At 62.2% G+C, this 16,850-nt stretch carries 17 protein-coding genes; 7 read left to right on the plus strand and 10 right to left on the minus strand.

The genetic code is table 11. The annotated features are described in order from the left end of the window. Positions 1-87 precede the first annotated feature (87 nt). Positions 88-1,386 (minus strand): Hsp70 family protein, encoded by a 1,299-nt coding sequence (locus tag IB277_RS02785; RefSeq protein WP_090294659.1) that lies wholly within the window; start codon positions 1,384-1,386, stop codon positions 88-90. A gap of 455 nt (positions 1,387-1,841) precedes the next feature. On the opposite strand from IB277_RS02785, the gene IB277_RS02790 reads away from it, so the two are divergent. After that, a complete protein-coding gene (locus tag IB277_RS02790) occupies positions 1,842-3,503 on the plus strand; it encodes an electron transfer flavoprotein-ubiquinone oxidoreductase (protein WP_192370710.1) in 1,662 nt (553 codons plus the stop codon). A gap of 83 nt (positions 3,504-3,586) precedes the next feature. On the opposite strand, the gene IB277_RS02795 is transcribed toward IB277_RS02790, so the two are convergent. Further along, the gene (locus tag IB277_RS02795) at positions 3,587-4,492 is read right to left on the minus strand and encodes an alpha/beta fold hydrolase (RefSeq protein ID WP_090294656.1); all 906 of its coding nucleotides are present in this window, start codon (positions 4,490-4,492) and stop codon (positions 3,587-3,589) included. Between the two features lie 91 nt (positions 4,493-4,583). Between IB277_RS02795 and IB277_RS02800 the strand changes: the two genes are divergently transcribed. The 3 genes from IB277_RS02800 to IB277_RS02810 all read left to right on the plus strand — a co-directional run bounded on the left by IB277_RS02800 (position 4,584) and on the right by IB277_RS02810 (position 7,386). Next, positions 4,584-5,156, plus strand: a complete 573-nt coding sequence (locus IB277_RS02800; RefSeq protein WP_090294655.1) for an ABATE domain-containing protein — start codon at positions 4,584-4,586, stop codon at positions 5,154-5,156. A gap of 231 nt (positions 5,157-5,387) precedes the next feature. After that, a complete protein-coding gene (locus IB277_RS02805; RefSeq protein WP_034804335.1) occupies positions 5,388-6,386 on the plus strand; it encodes an ABC transporter substrate-binding protein in 999 nt (332 codons plus the stop codon). A gap of 112 nt (positions 6,387-6,498) precedes the next feature. Next, positions 6,499-7,386: a proline/glycine betaine ABC transporter permease gene (locus IB277_RS02810; RefSeq protein ID WP_060522087.1), complete on the plus strand. Its 888-nt coding sequence runs from the start codon at positions 6,499-6,501 to the stop codon at positions 7,384-7,386. A 73-nt stretch (positions 7,387-7,459) separates the two neighbouring features. On the opposite strand, the gene IB277_RS02815 is transcribed toward IB277_RS02810, so the two are convergent. Next, positions 7,460-8,368, minus strand: a complete 909-nt coding sequence (locus IB277_RS02815) for a DMT family transporter (protein ID WP_090294654.1) — start codon at positions 8,366-8,368, stop codon at positions 7,460-7,462. A gap of 152 nt (positions 8,369-8,520) precedes the next feature. Between IB277_RS02815 and IB277_RS02820 the strand changes: the two genes are divergently transcribed. Together IB277_RS02820 and IB277_RS02825 are read left to right on the plus strand one after the other, a co-directional pair. Further along, a complete protein-coding gene (locus IB277_RS02820) occupies positions 8,521-8,994 on the plus strand; it encodes an Lrp/AsnC family transcriptional regulator (RefSeq protein ID WP_060522089.1) in 474 nt (157 codons plus the stop codon). Between the two features lie 167 nt (positions 8,995-9,161). Further along, positions 9,162-10,085, plus strand: coding sequence for a diacylglycerol kinase family protein (locus IB277_RS02825; protein WP_090294653.1), 924 nt, complete (start codon positions 9,162-9,164; stop codon positions 10,083-10,085). On the opposite strand, the gene IB277_RS02830 is transcribed toward IB277_RS02825, so the two are convergent. Both IB277_RS02830 and IB277_RS02835 read right to left on the minus strand, forming a co-directional pair. Further along, complete coding sequence (locus IB277_RS02830) at positions 10,022-11,551, minus strand: glycosyltransferase family 39 protein (protein ID WP_090294652.1); 1,530 nt, start codon at positions 11,549-11,551, stop codon at positions 10,022-10,024. The genes IB277_RS02825 and IB277_RS02830 overlap by 64 nt on opposite strands. Further along, complete coding sequence (locus IB277_RS02835) at positions 11,544-12,521, minus strand: glycosyltransferase family 2 protein (RefSeq protein WP_034804195.1); 978 nt, start codon at positions 12,519-12,521, stop codon at positions 11,544-11,546. The genes IB277_RS02830 and IB277_RS02835 overlap by 8 nt, the downstream gene beginning before the upstream one ends. Positions 12,522-12,651: 130 nt before the next feature. Between IB277_RS02835 and IB277_RS02840 the strand changes: the two genes are divergently transcribed. Beyond that, positions 12,652-13,605, plus strand: a complete 954-nt coding sequence (locus IB277_RS02840) for a lysylphosphatidylglycerol synthase domain-containing protein (RefSeq protein ID WP_034804192.1) — start codon at positions 12,652-12,654, stop codon at positions 13,603-13,605. A 41-nt stretch (positions 13,606-13,646) separates the two neighbouring features. On the opposite strand, the gene IB277_RS02845 is transcribed toward IB277_RS02840, so the two are convergent. The 5 genes from IB277_RS02845 to IB277_RS02865 form a co-directional block, all read right to left on the minus strand. Then, the gene (locus tag IB277_RS02845) at positions 13,647-15,149 is read right to left on the minus strand and encodes an AMP nucleosidase (RefSeq protein WP_034804189.1); all 1,503 of its coding nucleotides are present in this window, start codon (positions 15,147-15,149) and stop codon (positions 13,647-13,649) included. Between the two features lie 83 nt (positions 15,150-15,232). Continuing rightward, positions 15,233-15,553: a YnfA family protein gene (locus IB277_RS02850; RefSeq protein WP_034804329.1), complete on the minus strand. Its 321-nt coding sequence runs from the start codon at positions 15,551-15,553 to the stop codon at positions 15,233-15,235. A gap of 145 nt (positions 15,554-15,698) precedes the next feature. Next, positions 15,699-15,875, minus strand: a complete 177-nt coding sequence (locus IB277_RS02855; RefSeq protein WP_162728748.1) for a hypothetical protein — start codon at positions 15,873-15,875, stop codon at positions 15,699-15,701. A 72-nt stretch (positions 15,876-15,947) separates the two neighbouring features. After that, a complete protein-coding gene (locus tag IB277_RS02860; RefSeq protein WP_034804185.1) occupies positions 15,948-16,121 on the minus strand; it encodes a hypothetical protein in 174 nt (57 codons plus the stop codon). A gap of 314 nt (positions 16,122-16,435) precedes the next feature. Further along, entirely contained in the window at positions 16,436-16,777 is a 342-nt protein-coding gene (locus IB277_RS02865) for a DUF2147 domain-containing protein (RefSeq protein ID WP_034804181.1), read from the minus strand. Positions 16,778-16,850 lie beyond the last annotated feature (73 nt).

Here is a 16,850-nt window from a genome sequence, read left to right on the forward strand (position 1 = left end):
CTAGCCCATAAGCGGCCGGACCGGAACCGCTTTTCCGGCGCTCGACCCTCCTATCCAAGGTCATGCACATCCGGTTCGCGCGTCGGCTCAGACCGCATTCGCGGTCCAGTGGGCGATGTCCTCGTGCTCGCCGATCAGCGCCAGGCCATGGGCGATCGACAGCAGTTCGCCGCCGCTCTCGATCCGGTCGGCATCGAAACGCCGCTCGAAGATGCCGCGTACGGCCGGAACGAAGGAGGTGCCGCCGGTCAAGAACACCTTGTCGATCGTCTCGGGTGCCGTTGCCGTCGACTGCAGCACATCATCCAGCGCGCCCTCGATGCGGGCGAGCTCCGGCGCGATCCAGCCTTCGAAATCGCTGCGGCGAACGGTGCGGCGCGACATTTCGCCGAGCGGGGCGAAATAGAACTCGGTCTCGTCCTCCTTCGACAGTTGCATCTTCGTGGCCGAGATTGCGTTGTAGAGCGGATAGCCCTCGTCATGCTCGATCAGGTCAACGAAGGCCTCGAGCTTTTCCGGCTCCAGGCTCTGGCGCACGAGCTTCTTCAGATCGGTGAAATCTTTCAGTGTCTTGAAGATCGAAAGCTGATTCCAGCGGCCGAAATTCGCGTAGTAGTTCGACGGCACTTCAAGCAGCTTGTCGAAGCTCTTGAACAGACTCCCCTTTCCGATCAGTGGCGAGACGACGTTGTCGATGATGCGGAAGTCGAAATGGTCGCCGGCGATGCCCACGCCCGAATGGCCGATCGGGGTTGCCGTCAGGCGCCCGGCATTGGTCTCGAAGCGGATCAGCGAATAGTCGGTGGTGCCGCCGCCGAAGTCGGCGACGAGCACAGTTGCGTCCTGCTTCAGGTTCTGGGCGAAGTAGAAGGCCGCTGCCACCGGTTCGTAGACGTAGTGCACCTCCGGAAAGCCGAATTCGGAGAGGGCTGCGCCATAGCGCTCGAGCGCCAGCGCAGGGTCGGGGCTGGAGCCGGCAAAGTGCACCGGACGGCCGACGACGATGCGGCTGTACTGGTCCGCCCAGCCGTCACCGGCATAGTCGCGCAGCTTGGTCAGGAACACGCGCATCAGGTCTTCGAAGCTGTGGCGCTTGGCAAAGACCTGCGTGCCCTGGAAGAGGGGGCTTGCGGCAAAGGTCTTGATCGACTGCAGGAAACGACAGTCACCGGGATTGTCGATGAAGGCGCGGATGGCGGCCTGGCCCGCCTCGACCTTCAGCGCCTGGGCGCCAAGCTTGGCATCCTTCATGAAGGAGAGGGCAGTGCGCATGGCATCGGTCGAGCCGGCGAGGCTGTCGAAGCGCATCGAATGGGTCGTGTCGCCCGCGGCAACCGCCAGAACGGAATTGGTGGTGCCGAAATCAAAGCCGAGTGCCTTGACCATGAGTGTCTCCTTGCATCTGGCGTCGCTTCGCCGCCCGGAGTGGGGCCGGTGGCGCGCGACGCAACATGAATTCCGTGGGCCGCTTTCGGGGATCGATGGGCGGCCGGCTTCAAAGCCGAAAGACACGCCGTCCGGACGCCGAGAGGCGCCTTGCCGCGTGCCGATTGCGAATGGGGTGTGCCAGCGCGTACCGCTGGAAGGGTGCGGCGGCCTCGTCGCACGGCTCTTCGGCAAAAGCAAGGCCGCATGGGTCATAGCTTCGCTGCGCGACAAATTGATGTATTTACGTTTACGTACACGTCATATAGATATTTGCCTATACTCATGACCTCATGCGCAAAAGCGGGCATCGTCTGTCGCATCCCGGCTCGACAAGCCAAACTGCATTTGCCATGACGGAATGATATGCCCTGGGAACGGAGCCGGCAGAAGACCGGTGAGACTGGAGAGACGGTATGACCGAACAAGACCTGCCCGAACGCGAGAGCATGGAGTTCGACGTTGTGATCGTGGGTGCGGGGCCGGCGGGTCTTGCGGCGGCGATCCGGCTGAAGCAGGTCAATCCGGAGCTTTCGGTCGTCGTGCTCGAAAAGGGCGCTGAAGTCGGTGCGCATATCCTGTCGGGCGCCGTCGTCGATCCCATCGGCATCGACCGCTTGCTGCCGGACTGGCGCGCCGACGCCGACCATCCGTTCAAGACCGAGGTGACGGACGATCATTTCCTGTTCTTAGGGCCCGCCGGCTCGATCCGCCTGCCGAACTTCCTGATGCCGCCGCTGATGAACAATCACGGCAACTACATCGTATCGCTTGGGCTCGTCTGTCGCTGGCTGGCGACAAAGGCGGAGGAACTCGGCGTCGAGATCTATCCGGGCTTTGCCGCCACCGAAGTGCTCTACAACGACGAGGGTGCGGTCATCGGGGTTGCCACCGGCGACATGGGCATCGAGCGGAACGGCGAACCGGGCCCGAACTTCGCCCGCGGCATGGCGCTGCTCGGCAAATACACGCTGATCGGCGAGGGCGTGCGCGGTTCGCTCGCCAAGCAGCTGATCGCCAAGTTCGATCTCTCCAGGGACAGCGACGTCCAGAAGTTCGGCATTGGTCTGAAGGAGCTCTGGCAGGTCAAGCCCGAGAACCATCGCCCGGGTCTGGTGCAGCACTCCTTCGGCTGGCCGCTCGGCATGAAGACCGGTGGCGGTTCCTTCCTCTATCACCTCGAAGACAACATGGTCGCCGTCGGCTTCGTCGTGCACCTGAATTACAAGAACCCCTATCTCTTCCCCTTCGAGGAGTTCCAGCGCTTCAAGACGCATCCGGCGATCCGCGGCACGTTCGAGGGCGGCAAGCGTCTGTCCTATGGGGCGCGTGCGATCACCGAGGGCGGCTACCAGTCGGTGCCGAAGCTCTCCTTCCCCGGTGGCGCGCTGATCGGCTGTTCGGCCGGTCTCGTCAACGTGCCGCGCATCAAGGGCAGCCACAATGCGGTACTTTCAGGCATTCTCGCGGCCGAGAAGCTGGCAGCGGCGATCGCCAGTGGCCGCGCCAATGACGAGCCGATCGAGGTCGAACGCGGCTGGCGTGACAGCGCCATCGGCCAGGACCTGAAGCGGGTGAGGAACGTCAAGCCGCTGTGGTCGAAGTTCGGCACGGCGATCGGCGTTGGGCTCGGCGGTCTCGACATGTGGACCAACCAGCTGTTCGGCTTCTCCTTCTTCGGCACGCTGAAGCACGGAAAGACCGATGCGCAGTCGCTCGAACCCGCAGCGCAGCACAAGAAGATCGACTATCCAAAGCCGGATGGGGTTCTGACCTTCGACCGGCTGTCCTCGGTGTTCCTGTCGAACACCAACCATGAGGAGGACCAGCCGGTTCATCTCAAGGTGAAGGACATGGATCTGCAGAAGCGCTCCGAGCATGACATCTATGCCGGTCCGTCGACGCGCTACTGTCCGGCCGGGGTCTACGAATGGGTGGAGAAGGACGGCAGGCAAGTCTTCGTCATCAACGCGCAGAACTGCGTGCACTGCAAGACCTGCGACATCAAGGACCCGAACCAGAACATCAACTGGGTGCCGCCCCAAGGCGGTGAAGGCCCGGTCTATCCGAATATGTAATGTTCGAAGTCGGGTCTCAGAATCTCGACCCGTAAAGGATTACAAGGGCGCCGGCGGCCATTGGCCGCGGCGCCTTTGTCGTTTCATGCCTTCGCCCAGATGCGATCAACGAAATCGGCAATCAGCGGTGCGATCTCCGGCAGGTTTTCTTCCAGCGCGAAGTGGCCGGTATCGAACAGGTGGAACTCGGCCTCAGGAAGGTCGGTGAGGAAGGCGCGGGCGCCCTTCTCTGTGAAGAAGGGATCGTTACGGCCCCAGGTGATCAGGGTCGGCGGCCGTTCGCGGCGCAGCCACTCTTGCCATTCGCCATAGCGGGCAAGGTTGCTCTTGTAGTCGAAGGCAAGATCGATCTGCGGCTGGCGGCGGTCCTGGCGATCGAGGAAGTGCTGATCCATGGTCCAGCCGTCAGGTGCGACTAGGTCCGGATCCTTCGTCCCGCCGACATATTGCGCACGGGTCATCTCCAAGGTCAGTAGCTGCCGCACCTGCTCTTCAGCGCCTTCGTCCTCGGATTTGAGCGCAATGAAGTCGCGGGCAATGTCGGAAAGCCCCTCCAGATAGGCATTGCCGTTCTGGACGATCAGCCCGGCAATGCGCTCGGGCTTTCTGCTTGCAAGACGAAACCCGACGGGCGCGCCGAAATCGAAGGCGTAGAGGACGAAGCGTTTCAGCGCGAGCGCATCCACGAAAGCTTCCATGACATCCGCCAGCTTGTCGAAACTGTAGACGAAACTGCCGCCTTCGTTCGTCGAGGTCGGCGCGTCGCTATGCCCGAAGCCCGGATAGTCAGGCGCGATCAGACGGTAGTCGCTGCCAAGCGCGTCCATTAGCCGCCGGTACTGGTGGGAAGACGAGGGGAAGCCGTGCAGAAGCAGGATTGTCGGGAAATCGGCCGGCGCTCCGGTCGGCACGCTCTCGCGGTAGAAGACCCGGACGCCTCCGGCCTCGATGAACCGGTGCCGGATCGATGGAATGCTATGCCTGCTCATTTAACACTCCTATTGGCAATATTTATGCATTAGAATTGCGCCGGAAAAACTAATGCGTCAATATCGAAATTATGCATTATGTGAGGCCTGTATGGATCTGGTTCCTTTCGTCGGAGAGTCCCTTGCTCTTGATCTCGTCAACACTCGCCCTTTGACCGCGAGCGGCCGTGTCGATCTCTTCGCGGCCGATGGCGGGCTCGCGCATTGGCTGGCATTGGAGGGGCCTCGCATGTCGGATGTCGCGTTTGCCAGCATCGGTGCGGCCGACGCCGACGATCTCGCGCCAGTCCTTGCCGTCCGCTCGCATGTGGCGTCGGCCATCGCACATGTGATGGACAGGCAACCTGTTCCGGCCGCGGATATCGAGGGCCTTAACGCGGCAATGGAGGCAGCACCGGTCGTCCGCCGTCTCGATTGGACCGATCCGCCGCGGCTCGTCAGCGAAAGAACGGCGGAGCCCATGGTCCAGCTAGCCGGTTTCCTCGCCGAGGACGCTGCGGCGTTGCTTGCCGGCGGCGACGCCAGGCTGATCCGCAAATGCGAGGCGGAGGATTGTGTCATGCTGTTCGTTGGCAGCAATGCCCGGCGGCGCTGGTGCTCGGCGGCGCGTTGCGGAAACCGGGTGCGCGTGTCGCGCTATTACCAGCGCAGCAAAACGTTCTGACGACCACTTCAGCGATGCGCAAATATTAGGAAAGGCACCCGTTGACGCAAATGGGAAAGTCCTTGCCGGAAAAGCCCGTTAGCTTTCATGATGTCATCGGCTTGAAGCCGACGGATCTGCAGGCCGTTCGGTCCCTGTTGTCTTGAGTTGGACCGAGCCCTGTGACGCTGTCGATCCCCGCGGTGAGATCGGCAGTGCGACGGGATGCACCGCCAAAACAAGGGAACGGAAATGAAGAAGCTTCTTGCAACGACTTGCCTGGCCGCGGGCCTCTTTGGCCTCGCCGGCGCAGCTTCGGCCGCCGAATGCGGCGATGTGACGATCGCCAACATGAACTGGCAGAGCGCCGAGGTGCTGGCGAGTGTCGACAAGATCATCCTGACGGAAGGCTACGGCTGCAATGCCGAATTGGTGGTCGGAGACACCGTGCCAACGATCACCTCGATGATCGAAAAGGGCCAGCCGGATGTCGCACCCGAAGGCTGGGTCGACCTGCTTCCGGATGTCGTCAATCGCGGCCTCGAGGAGGGCAAGCTCGTCGGCGCCGCCGTGGCGCTCTCCGATGGCGCCGTCCAGGGCTGGTGGGTGCCGAAATACATCGTCGATGCCAATCCCGACATCAAGACGATCGATGACGCCTTGAAGCACAAGGAACTGTTCCCGGATCCGGAAGACGCAAGCAAGGGCGCCGTCTTCAACGGCCCGCAGGGCTGGGGCGGCACGGTCGTGACGACGCAGCTTTATAAAGCCTATGGCGGCGAAACGGCTGGCTTCACGCTGGTCGATACCGGTTCGGCCGCCGGCCTCGATGGCTCGATCGCCAAGGCCTATGAGCGCAAGCAGGGCTGGGTCGGCTACTACTGGGCGCCGACGGCCCTTCTCGGCAAGTACGAGATGGTGAAGCTCGAGCATGGTGTGGCCGCCGATCCGGCCGAATGGAAGCGCTGCAACACGGTTGCCGATTGCCCGGATCCGAAGAAGAACGACTGGCCGAAGGACAAGGTCCAGACGCTGGTGACCAAGGCCTTCGCCGATCGCGCCGGCCCGGCTATGGATTACCTCAACAAGCGCGCCTGGACCAACGACACGGTCAACAAGCTGATGGCCTGGATGACCGACAATCAGGCGAGCGGGGAGGAGGGCGCCAAGCACTTCCTGCAGGAAAACCCCGATATCTGGACCCCGTGGGTTTCGCCCGAGGTCGCCGAAAAGGTGAAGGCCGCGCTCTGATCGCGATGGTCATAACCAGCGGGCGGCGCAGTCATGTGCGCCGCCTCTTCGTTCGAGGTCCGGCAAAGGCAAAACAACAATCGCGGCCGGCGAAATCTGAAGGGGAAATGGAATGGACTGGTTAACCCAGTTTCCACACATGGATGACGAGAGCCTGAGAGCCTTGAAAAAGGCGATCGACGAGGGATTTCGCGGCTTCACGCGCGCCTATGGCGACGCGATCGAAGGCTTCTTCGAGCCCTTGCAATTCTTTCTCATCCAGTCGGAGCGCTTCATGACGAAGACGCCCTGGCCAATCATCCTGATCTTGATCGCTTTCATCGCCTGGGTGGCAAGCCGCAACTGGAAGATCGTCGCCGGCTGCATCGGCACGCTGCTTCTGATCGGCTACTTCGACATGTGGGACGACACGATGAAGACGGTCTCGATGATCTTCGTCTGCACCGTGCTGTCGATCGCCATCGGCATTCCGATCGGCATCGTCATGTCCCGTTCGGATCGGTTTCAGAACATCGTCAATCCGATCCTCGACGTGATGCAGACCATGCCGAGCTTCGTCTACTTGATCCCGGTCGTCATGCTGCTCGGCATCGGCAAGGTGCCGGGGCTGATCGCCGTCGTCATCTACGCCATCCCGCCGATGATTCGCCTGACGAACCTTGGCATTCGCCTCGTCGACAAGGACGTGCTGGAGGCGGCCGATGCCTTCGGTTCGTCGGCGTGGCAGAAGCTCAAGAACGTTCAGATGCCGCTCGCCTTGCCGACGATCATGGCCGGCATCAACCAGACGATCATGATGGCGCTCGCCATGGTGGTCATCGCCTCGATGATCGGTGTTCAGGGCCTCGGCCAGCCGGTGCTGAAGGCGATTGCCAACCAGTACTTCACGCTCGGCATCTTCAACGGCCTTGCGATCGTCGGCATTGCCATCATCTTCGATCGCGTCAGCCAGGCCTACGGTCACCGGCTGCAAAAACACCGTGAAATCATTCACGGTTGAGCTTGTCGTCGAGACAGAAAAAGGCCCCGGAGCGAACACCTCCGGGGCCTTCGCATTCTAACGAGCTTTGCGTTCAGGGCCTGGACGAAAGAATGCCGGTCGAAAGCGCGACGCCTGTAGCGGTGACGACCGCGGCGAGGATCTCGAAGGGGCCGATCTGCTCGCCGAGCAGGACGGCGCCGCCGATCATCGCGAGAACCGGTGTCAGCGCCGTGAAGGCGGCCGCCTGGGTACCGCCAAGGCTCTTCACGGCAAAGCCGTAGGCTACCATGGCGACGAGGCCGGACAGGAGGCCCTGGCTGGTGACCTGCAAGGCGATCTCCTGGGCCGGAACGCTGGCAAGGGTGGTTCCAAAGCAGGCGGCAAGTCCGAGATGGATCAGGAACGACCAGATGGCGATCAGGGCGCTTCCCTGCAGCGGGCTGAGGCCGGAGCGGCGGAAGGCATGGGTATAGATCGCCCAGAGGGTCGCCGCAGTCGGCAGCAGCGCATAGCCGCTCCAGCCGGTCGAGGCCGCACTTCCGAGGCTGCGCGCCAGGAGGATGGCGACGCCGGCAAGGATTGCGGCAAAGCCGAGCACGCGCATCCGGTCCGGCCGCTCGCCGAAGACCGTGATGCCGATGAGCGCGGTGGCAAGCGGCATCGAGCCACCGAGGAGAACGCCGACCGAGGAAGCTGGAACGGAGTGGATCGCAAAGGCGGAGACCTGGAAGAACAGGGCGCCCGAACCGGCGACCATCAGGACGAGCAACAGCAGCGGCAGCTTGCGCGGCAGAAGCCCGGTCTTCAGCCAGACCGGGGCAAGAAGGACCGCCGGCACGCCGTAGCGGATCAGCCCGAGGTCGATCGTGCCAAGCGCGGTGCCGGCCGAGTGGCGGGTCGCCAGTATCCAGCCCGCCCAGATGAGGACGGTTACGAAGGCGCCGGCATAGCCGGCGGCGACAGGCGTCGTATTGCCGCGATCGAGAGCGAGCGCAACCATTTGAATTTCCTTCCCGAATTGGATACCTGAGAGGCTTTTGGGTCTGGAAGGAAGATTACGCCCTGATAGCGGGGCATGTCCTTGCGATTTATGCCCGAAATAGACTATCGTCAGCAACAATGTGCCAATAACAACAATCGAAGTTCATGAAAATGCCAAGCCTCGATAAATTCGATCTCGCCATCCTTAGAATCCTTCAGGAGGACGCGCGCGCAACGAACGTCGAGATTGCCGAAAAGGTCAATCTTTCGCCGTCGCCCTGCCTGCGGCGCATCCGCAACCTGGAAAAATCCGGCATCCTGCGCGGCTACAGGGCCGACATCGATCGTAAGGAAGCCGGTCTCGGGCTGACGGTCTTCGTCGAAATCAAGGTTGGGCGCCATAGCCGCGAGAACGCACAGCAGCAGCAGGAGGCGCTGCTCGCCATCCCCGAGGTGGTCTCCTGCTTCCTGATCTCCGGCAATGCCGATTTCCTCGCCGAGGTCGTCGTCGAGGATCTGCCTGCCTATGAGAAACTCTTGACCGAGACGCTGTTGGCCTTGCCCGGCGTCACCGACATCCGGTCCAATTTCGCCATCCGCTCGATCAAGACAGGCGGACCGCTGAAGTTGCCCGAACCGCGCTGATCGCTGCATTGCTGTGACACTCGGCTTCTGTTGTGCTGGTCGTGATGGAGCGGACGAACGACCGGCGCTCCCGTTAAGTTTCGGTAAGGTTCTGGAATTGGCCGCAATCGCGCTTATCTGATCGCGGTGAGCCGCATTGCCGCGGCAATGGAGCCGACGAGCCGTTCATGAAAATCAAGGCAATCTTCAATCGCGACGGCGGAACGTTCCGCACGACGGACATAGCCGCCTATGGCCAGAAGGTCGAAGAGGTCTTCCAGGCCGCAGGCCACCAGATCGAGATTGCAGCGGTTTCCGGAAACGAGATGCAAGAGGCGTTGGAGCGGACCTGCCGTCGCGACGACCTCGACGCCATTCTTGCCGGCGGAGGTGACGGCACGATTTCGGCCGCCGCCGGCGTCGCCTGGAAGAACCGCATGCCGCTCGGCGTCGTTCCCGCCGGAACGATGAATCTTTTTGCCCGCACGCTGAAGCTGCCGCTCGATATCTGGAAAGTGCCGGAAGTGCTGGCGAATGGCGTGATCATCGACGGTGACATCGGCAGCGCCGATGGCCGTGCGTTCGTGCATCAATTCTCCATGGGGCTGCATGCGCGCATGGTGCGCTACCGCGAATCCTACAGCTTTCGCTCAAGAGCGGGAAAGATCGCCGCCAGCACCCGCGCCGCAGTCGGAGTGATTCTCAATCCTCCGGATTTCGAGATCGAGTTCGATGTCGATGGTCACAAGGAGAGCCGTCATGTCTCGGCGGTCTCGGTTTCCAACAATCCGTTCGGCCGCGACACGCTGATGTATGCGGACGACGTGACCGCCGGCCATCTCGGCTTTTACACGGCGCCGCCGCTGAGCCCGCCGGGTGTCGCCAAGCTCGCGCTCGATGTAATGCGCGGCAAGTTTCGCGACAGTCCGCTGATTACCGCCATGAGCGGTCATGCCCTCGATCTGCATTTTCCGAAGGTCGAACGAAAGATCAACTGCGTCATCGACGGCGAACTTCTGCCCATGGGCCGCGACGTCGCGCTGCGCATTCACCCTGGCGAACTCAAGCTGCTCGTCGGCGCGGATCGCGACGGATCGTCGATCCAGAAGTAGCCGAAACTGTAGCGATCCTCGAGCGTGCCGTGGAGATAGGGCAGGGCGAGTTGCTGCGGCTGCAAGTGCGTTTCCGGCACGCCGAAGGATTTGAGGACATCGACGAGTGGCGCCGGTGGCGCTGCATCGGCCTTGCCGTCGTTGGTCCAGACAACGAGAAGCGGCCCGGCCAGCTGACCGATCGCCGGGCTGCTGTTGTTGCCGGGCACGTAGACCTTGGCCCCGTGCAGGCGCGTTCGCAGATTGCCGGCCACCTGCTTGTTGGTGGCCAGAACCATCGCCGGTTCGCGTCCCTGCTGCTGAACGATGGTGTCGACGAGGCTGCTGTAGGGGATGCTCAGTCTCGAAACCTTGCCGAACCAAGGCCGCACGACTGCGCGGGTAGACACCACGACCAGCGTGGTCACGATGACGAAGCCGATAAAGAGGGCGACGGGCCGGACGCTACGTGTGGTGTCAACGCCGGACGCCTTGACCTTGAGGGCCAGATAGAGCGGCAGCAGGACGAGGAAGAGAACCAGCCACTTTTCCCGCATATGGGTGGCGCCGGTGACCAGCATGATGACGAGAACGGCGCCGAGACAGAGGACCAGCATGCGCCCGACGACCCGAGCCCAGAGGCTGTCGGCGCGCCAGATCGCCGGCAGGTCCTTGCGAAACACGAGGGCGAAGACGGCGAGGATGATCGCTGAGCCGCGAAGCGTCGAGGCAAAGAGCGCGACGATCGCCTTCAACGCCTTCGACACGAAACCGGCTTCCTGCCCCGTTCCCATTTCCTTGAAGGTATTGCTCGACGCGGCGCCGATATTTTGCAGGACCCAGGTGCCGTGCGGCAGGGCAATCAGCGCGCAGACTGCGATTGCGACAAGGATGCGCCAGTCGAAGAGCCGGGCGCGAAGTTTCGGTTCGGGCAGGATCGCGACGATCGCCGCGACCGGAACGATCACGAAGTTGTACTTTGAGATGACGCCGATCCCGACGGCGACGCCTGTAAGAGTGTAGGCAAAGAAGGTCGGCCGGCTCATCGTCCGCAGGAATGCGTACAGGAAGAGCGAAACGGCAAATAGCGCGGCGACCGTGTGCGAGAGGTCGCGCTGGGCAAGCAGGAAGATCGGCGGCAGAGCGAGGACGCCCATTGTCGTGATGGCTGCAAGGCGCCGGTCGCCGAGAACCTCGCGGGATGCAAGGCCGAAGAAGAGACAACAGAGGAACAATAGGCCGTTCTTGAGTACGGTCATCGTCGCCACTGACGGGCCGAGCAGCGAGGTCAGCCCGTATTGCAGCCAATTGTAGAAAGGCGGTTGCGAGCCGTAGCCGAGCATCAGGAACTGCGAGACATAGGCCTGCTCGGATTCGTCGATCTCGAGCGAAGTCGAAGCGGAAAGCCTCAGTGCGATGCAAAGCAGGAAGTAGCCCGCAATCAGCGCAAGGATCAGGTTTGGCCGGCGGTTGACGGCCTCAAGCATCTGTCTGGTCCCGCACGAAGACCTGCCGGACGATATAGTTCGTCGTGCCGTCGTCGCTGAAATAGGTGCGCGCCATCATTTCCGCGAGGATGCCCGTGGTGATGAGCTGAACCGACGACAGGAACAACATCACACCGACGATCAGCATCGGGCGGGTTCCGATATCGTTGCCGAGCACGAACTTGTCGAAGCCGAGATAGAGCAGGATCAGGGCGCTGAGCGCCCCCGTCGCAAGGCCGATCGAACCGAAGAAGTGTCCCGGGCGCGCCTTGTAACGCATGAAGAACAGCACCGACAAAAGATCGAGAATCACCCGGAAGGTTCTGGAGATCCCGTACTTGGATTGGCCATGCTGCCGTGCGTGGTGGGTGACCGGCATTTCGCCGATGCGGCTGCTCGGCACGACGCCTGCGACCCAGGCGGGGATGAAGCGATGCATTTCGCCCATCAGCTTCACCTGCTTGATGACGGACGCGCGATAGACCTTCAGGCTGCAGCCATAGTCGTGAAGCCGGACGCCGGTGATCTTGCCGATCAGGCGATTGGCGCACCAGGACGGGATTTTCCGAAGGAGCAGGCCATCCTGCCGGTTCTTTCGCCAGCCGACGAGCAGGTCGAGCTGACGCTCCTCGATCGCTGTGACCATCTCGGGAATATCGGCCGGGTCGTTCTGCAGGTCGCCGTCGAGCGTGGCGATCAGGCGGCCGGTGGCGGCATCGATGCCCGCCTGCATCGCGGCCGTCTGTCCGAAGTTCTTTTGCAGTTCAACGATCTTGAGGTCGATGCCGGGATCGGAAAGGGCCTTTCTTGCATTCACAAGCGTTCGATCGGTGCTGCCGTCGTCGACGAGGATCAGTTCCCAGGGGGACGGAAAATTCGCCAGCGCATCGCGGACCCGCGTAATCAGCGGCTGAATGCTGTCTTCTTCGTTGAATACGGGAATGACGACGGATAGCTCTATGGGATGCATGGGAACCGCTCATACATACGGCGCTCACGCTGCCGCAAGAATTGGACTGCTTACATAATCGTTTTCTTGCACAGTTATCGGTGATAACCAACGTTCAATCTTGCCCTTCAACACGGGAAATCGAGGCCTGATGACATCGGATTGCGAGCCTGACCGGCGATCCTGGCTCGTCCGCAACCGGATGACATTGCTGTCGGCGGGCGCCATTGCGGCCTACGCGGCCTTCGTTGAGTGGTTCTGGGGCTGGTCAGCGCTCTTGCGCCAGTGGTCCGAAATCGGCGTTGGTGCCGCATCTGCGGCCCTCTTGCTGCTCATCGCGACCTACTTCATTCGCTGCTATCGCATCTACGATTACTTCCCGAGCGAAACGTCGGGGCGTTTCCTGCCGCTCTTTCGGGTCACCCAGGTCCACAATCTCCTGAACATCATGCTGCCGTTTCGGGCCGGCGAGACCAGCTTTCCTCTCCTGATGCGTTCGGAGTTTTCTGTCCCGCTCGCCAGGGGGACGGCCGCTCTTCTGGTCATGCGCCTGCTCGACCTGCATGCGCTCCTCGTCGTGGCCGTCGTCGGATTGGTCTTCGGCAGAGGGTCGATCGGGCTCTGGCTCGTCTGGTTTGCGGCGCTTGCCTCGCCGCTTCTCTTCTTTCTCTTGAAGGACCACGCAATCGCGCTGGCGCGCAGGCTCCTGCCGGCAAAGTTCGAGCCGGTCGTCGAGGAATTGGAGGCGGGCCTGCCGGGCACCGTGGCTGCGTTCCTGCGCGCCTGGGGCATGACCATCCTCAACTGGGCCGTCAAGGTAATCGTGCTCGCCTGGGTGCTGGCGTTCATGGGAGTTGCGCCGCTTGCGGCCTGTTTTGGCGGCGCGCTCGGAGGCGAGCTTTCTTCGGTGCTGCCGATGCATGCGCCGGCTGGCGTCGGCACCTATCCGGCAGCGATTGCGGCCGGTGCCGTTTCCTTCGGCGCCCCCGCCGGCCGGGCGGGCCTCGAACTGCTGGCGACCGCCGGCGTCAACGCGCATCTCCTGATCATCGTGTCCGCAGTCGCGGGCACGCTGTTGTCGATGGTTTTGGGGAAACGTCGCTAGACGCCGTGCCGTGGGGCAATGTCCTAGCGAGGTTTTGACCTCTACTGGAACGAGGTCTCGTAGAAGCTTCTGAGCTTGCGCGAATGCAGCTTTTCCGGCGGCATCGCCGCGAGCTTCTGCAGCGCCAGGATGCCGATCTTCAGATGCTGGCTGACCTGCGTCTTGTAGAAGGCCGTTGCCATGCCCGGCAGCTTCAGTTCGCCATGCAGCGGCTTGTCGGAGACGCACAACAGCGTTCCATAGGGCACGCGGAAACGGAAGCCGTTGGCGGCGATCGTTGCCGATTCCATGTCGAGCGCGATGGCGCGCGCCTGCGACAGGCGCTTGACCGGGCCACGCTGGTCGCGAAGCTCCCAGTTGCGGTTGTCGATGGTGGCGACGGTCCCGGTGCGCATGATCTGCTTGAGATCGTAGTCCCGATAACCGGTCACTTCGGCTACGGCATCCTGCAGCGCCACCTGCACTTCGGCGAGCGCCGGCAGCGGGATCCAGACCGGCAGGTCGTCGTCGAGCACGTGATCCTCGCGCATATAGGCATGGGCAAGCACGTAGTCGCCGAGCCGCTGGCTGTTGCGCAAGCCGGCGCAGTGGCCCAGCATCAGCCAGACGTGCGGGCGCAACACGGCGATATGGTCGGTGATCGTCTTGGCGTTGGACGGGCCGACACCGATGTTGACCATGGTGATGCCGCCGTGGCCCTTCTTCTTCAGGTGATAGGCCGGCATCTGCGGCAACCGCGGAAGGGTAAAGTCCGTCTCCGGCTTGTCGGCCCCGGCGGGCGTAATGATGTTTCCGGGCTCAACGAAGGCCGTGTAGCCGTTGCCGCCTTCCGCCATCTGCTGGCGGGCCCAAGCGCAGAATTCGTCTATATAGAACTGGTAGTTGGTGAAGAGCACGAAGTTCTGGAAATGATTGGCGCTCGTCGCCGTGTAGTGGCTGAGGCGCGCCAGCGAATAGTCGATGCGCTGCGCCGTGAACGGGGCAAGCGGCGACGGTTCGCCCGGACCTGGTTCGTAGGAACCGTTGGCGATCTCATCGTCCGTGGTCGTCAGATCAGGCGCGTCGAACAGGTCGCGCAAGGGGATGTCGATGGCATTGGCGGCCGATGCCTCGACATAGGCGCTTTCGCCGAAGGCGAAATGCAACGGGATCGGGGTGGCCGATTCCGAGACCGTGATGCCGAGACCGTGGTTGCGCGTCAACAACCCGAGCTGTTCCTTCAGATAGTGCCGGAAGAGTTTTGGCCGCGTGATCGTCGTCGTATAGACGCCGGGCGCGCTGACATAACCATAGGAAAGACGGGAATCGACATGGCCGAAGCTGCTCGTCTCGATGCTGACCTGCGGGTAGCAGGCGCGATAACGGGTCAACGGCTTGCCGCCCTTGCCCAGCCCCTCGAACGCCTCGCAGAGGAACCGGGTATTGCGCTCGTAAAGCGCCTCGAGGCAATCGACTGCGGCCGCAGGATCATCGAAATACTGCGGCTCGAAAGGCTCGGGCGTTGCTGTGGAAAGGACGGAGTGTGAAGAGATTCGCTTGTTCATGTCGCATTATAGGCTGCGGCTTCTGACAAGCAAACGACAAGATGGCGGCACGCACAACCGCGGGGCGATTTGAGGCCCGTCGCTCAACGCGGGCCGGCGAGGATGATCGCACTGCCGATCAGCGCAACCGTCATGCCGGCAAGATCCCAGCGGTCCGGTCTGACGCCTTCCGCCAGCCAGAGCCAGATGAGCGATGCGGCGATATAGACGCCGCCATAGGCCGCATAGGCGCGGCCGGCCGCGGGGCTGTCGATCAAGGTCAGAAGCCAGGCAAAGAGCGCCAGCGAGACGATTCCGGGAACAAGCCAGAGCGCAGACTTGTCGAGCTTCAGCCAGGCCCAGAAGGCAAAGCAGCCGGCAATTTCTGCAAGGGCGGCGAGGGCATAGATGAGATAGGCGGGCATCGGTTCGGGTCTGGTGGCCTTGGCTGAGACGAATCCTCTGGAAAACCAAGGATAGGAAAGCGGCTCGCCGATGCGCAAGCCGGTTAAAACAAAAGGGCGCAATGTGCGCCCCTTTCAGCTCGTAGTTCCGATCCGCAACGATCCGTCAGGTCATGGCCTGGCGCTGCAGGGTGACGAAGAGGACAAGGCCCGCGCCCTGCTTGCCGACGCCCGTGCCGCTGGCCTTGGAATAGGCGAGCGCCCCGACCGGCGCCATCAGCAGGCTGGCAAGCGCCAGGACGCGCAGCGACAGAAAGGCCGAAGTCGAAAGTGCTGCCAGCATGTTCGTCTCTCCATCAGACCACGAAGTGATCGGTTTCAGTTGAGGCTCTGGAACTTAGCCTGCCTGGCTGCGTTAGAGCTTGGCCTGGCAGTACTGTGCCGTGTGGGCGGTGCAATCGGTCAGCGAACCGAGATAGGTGTTGCTGCGGCGACGTTCGGTGTCAGCGCTGACTGCAGCTGCAAGAGTGACAGCGAAAACGACCATCAGAAGGCTGATGATGGTGAGGCGCCGAGCGAGGATATCCATGGTTCTGTCCGTTGTTTGGAGGCAGGTTCAAATCGATTGAGTGTGTTTTCGCATACCCAAACTGAATTGATGCTGAGATGTCCGTTCATCTGGCGTTCATCTTCGGTTGTACGCCCACGGAGCCGAGAGCCGGCCGACCCCGGTGGCACTGTCCGTCGAAACGGAAGGCGTATGCTCGGGCCATTTCAAAAGGCCGGTTGAGGGCGCCGGCGAAAGGCCGCTCGGCAGATCCTTCGCGCCCATAAAAAAGGGCAGCCATCGGCTGCCCTTTCATCGTCGTAATCGTAGCGGCGATTTCTGCCGCGCCGGCTCTGTTAGAGACGGGTCCATGTCTGCGACTTGCACAGCACCTTCAGCACGCAGCCCTTCATCTTCAGCGAATTGCCGTTGACAGCGCCCGAGCCGCTATAGGTCTTGTCGGTGTCCGGATCGGTAATCTCGCCCGAGTAGCTGCCATCGGTGCCCGAAAGGTTGCCGATGCGCTTGCCGGCATGCTTGCCGGTCTTCAGCGTGATGCAAAAGGCGCCGCCGCAGGGGGCGATTTCCGCCGTGGCGCCGCTCGCCGTCTTCCAGTTGCCTAAGATCGGTTCCGCCGCCGCGGCGGTTCCGGCAATGCCGAGAGCCAGCGTCGCGGTGATGAGCAATGTACGTAGCATTCGTGTCCTCCAGATTGAGGCTGCCGGCGTGGTCCGCTCCGCCGGCAGCTCAAGATGTCCTCGTATGAAAAGG

It is taken from the genome of Ensifer sp. ENS07 (assembly GCF_014852185.1).
Taxonomy (GTDB): domain Bacteria; phylum Pseudomonadota; class Alphaproteobacteria; order Rhizobiales; family Rhizobiaceae; genus Ensifer; species Ensifer adhaerens.

Bases quoted from the DNA above. Each gene is read 5' to 3' on its own strand.
- IB277_RS02785 (WP_090294659.1), bottom strand. From the start codon at position 1,386: ATGGTCAAGGCACTCGGCTTTGATTTCGGCACCACCAATTCCGTTCTG.
- IB277_RS02790 (WP_192370710.1), top strand. From the start codon at position 1,842: ATGACCGAACAAGACCTGCCCGAACGCGAGAGCATGGAGTTCGACGTT.
- IB277_RS02795 (WP_090294656.1), bottom strand. From the start codon at position 4,492: ATGAGCAGGCATAGCATTCCATCGATCCGGCACCGGTTCATCGAGGCC.
- IB277_RS02800 (WP_090294655.1), top strand. From the start codon at position 4,584: ATGGATCTGGTTCCTTTCGTCGGAGAGTCCCTTGCTCTTGATCTCGTC.
- IB277_RS02805 (WP_034804335.1), top strand. From the start codon at position 5,388: ATGAAGAAGCTTCTTGCAACGACTTGCCTGGCCGCGGGCCTCTTTGGC.
- IB277_RS02810 (WP_060522087.1), top strand. From the start codon at position 6,499: ATGGACTGGTTAACCCAGTTTCCACACATGGATGACGAGAGCCTGAGA.
- IB277_RS02815 (WP_090294654.1), bottom strand. From the start codon at position 8,368: ATGGTTGCGCTCGCTCTCGATCGCGGCAATACGACGCCTGTCGCCGCC.
- IB277_RS02820 (WP_060522089.1), top strand. From the start codon at position 8,521: ATGCCAAGCCTCGATAAATTCGATCTCGCCATCCTTAGAATCCTTCAG.
- IB277_RS02825 (WP_090294653.1), top strand. From the start codon at position 9,162: ATGAAAATCAAGGCAATCTTCAATCGCGACGGCGGAACGTTCCGCACG.
- IB277_RS02830 (WP_090294652.1), bottom strand. From the start codon at position 11,551: ATGCTTGAGGCCGTCAACCGCCGGCCAAACCTGATCCTTGCGCTGATT.
- IB277_RS02835 (WP_034804195.1), bottom strand. From the start codon at position 12,521: ATGCATCCCATAGAGCTATCCGTCGTCATTCCCGTATTCAACGAAGAA.
- IB277_RS02840 (WP_034804192.1), top strand. From the start codon at position 12,652: ATGACATCGGATTGCGAGCCTGACCGGCGATCCTGGCTCGTCCGCAAC.
- IB277_RS02845 (WP_034804189.1), bottom strand. From the start codon at position 15,149: ATGAACAAGCGAATCTCTTCACACTCCGTCCTTTCCACAGCAACGCCC.
- IB277_RS02850 (WP_034804329.1), bottom strand. From the start codon at position 15,553: ATGCCCGCCTATCTCATCTATGCCCTCGCCGCCCTTGCAGAAATTGCC.
- IB277_RS02855 (WP_162728748.1), bottom strand. From the start codon at position 15,875: ATGCTGGCAGCACTTTCGACTTCGGCCTTTCTGTCGCTGCGCGTCCTG.
- IB277_RS02860 (WP_034804185.1), bottom strand. From the start codon at position 16,121: ATGGATATCCTCGCTCGGCGCCTCACCATCATCAGCCTTCTGATGGTC.
- IB277_RS02865 (WP_034804181.1), bottom strand. From the start codon at position 16,777: ATGCTACGTACATTGCTCATCACCGCGACGCTGGCTCTCGGCATTGCC.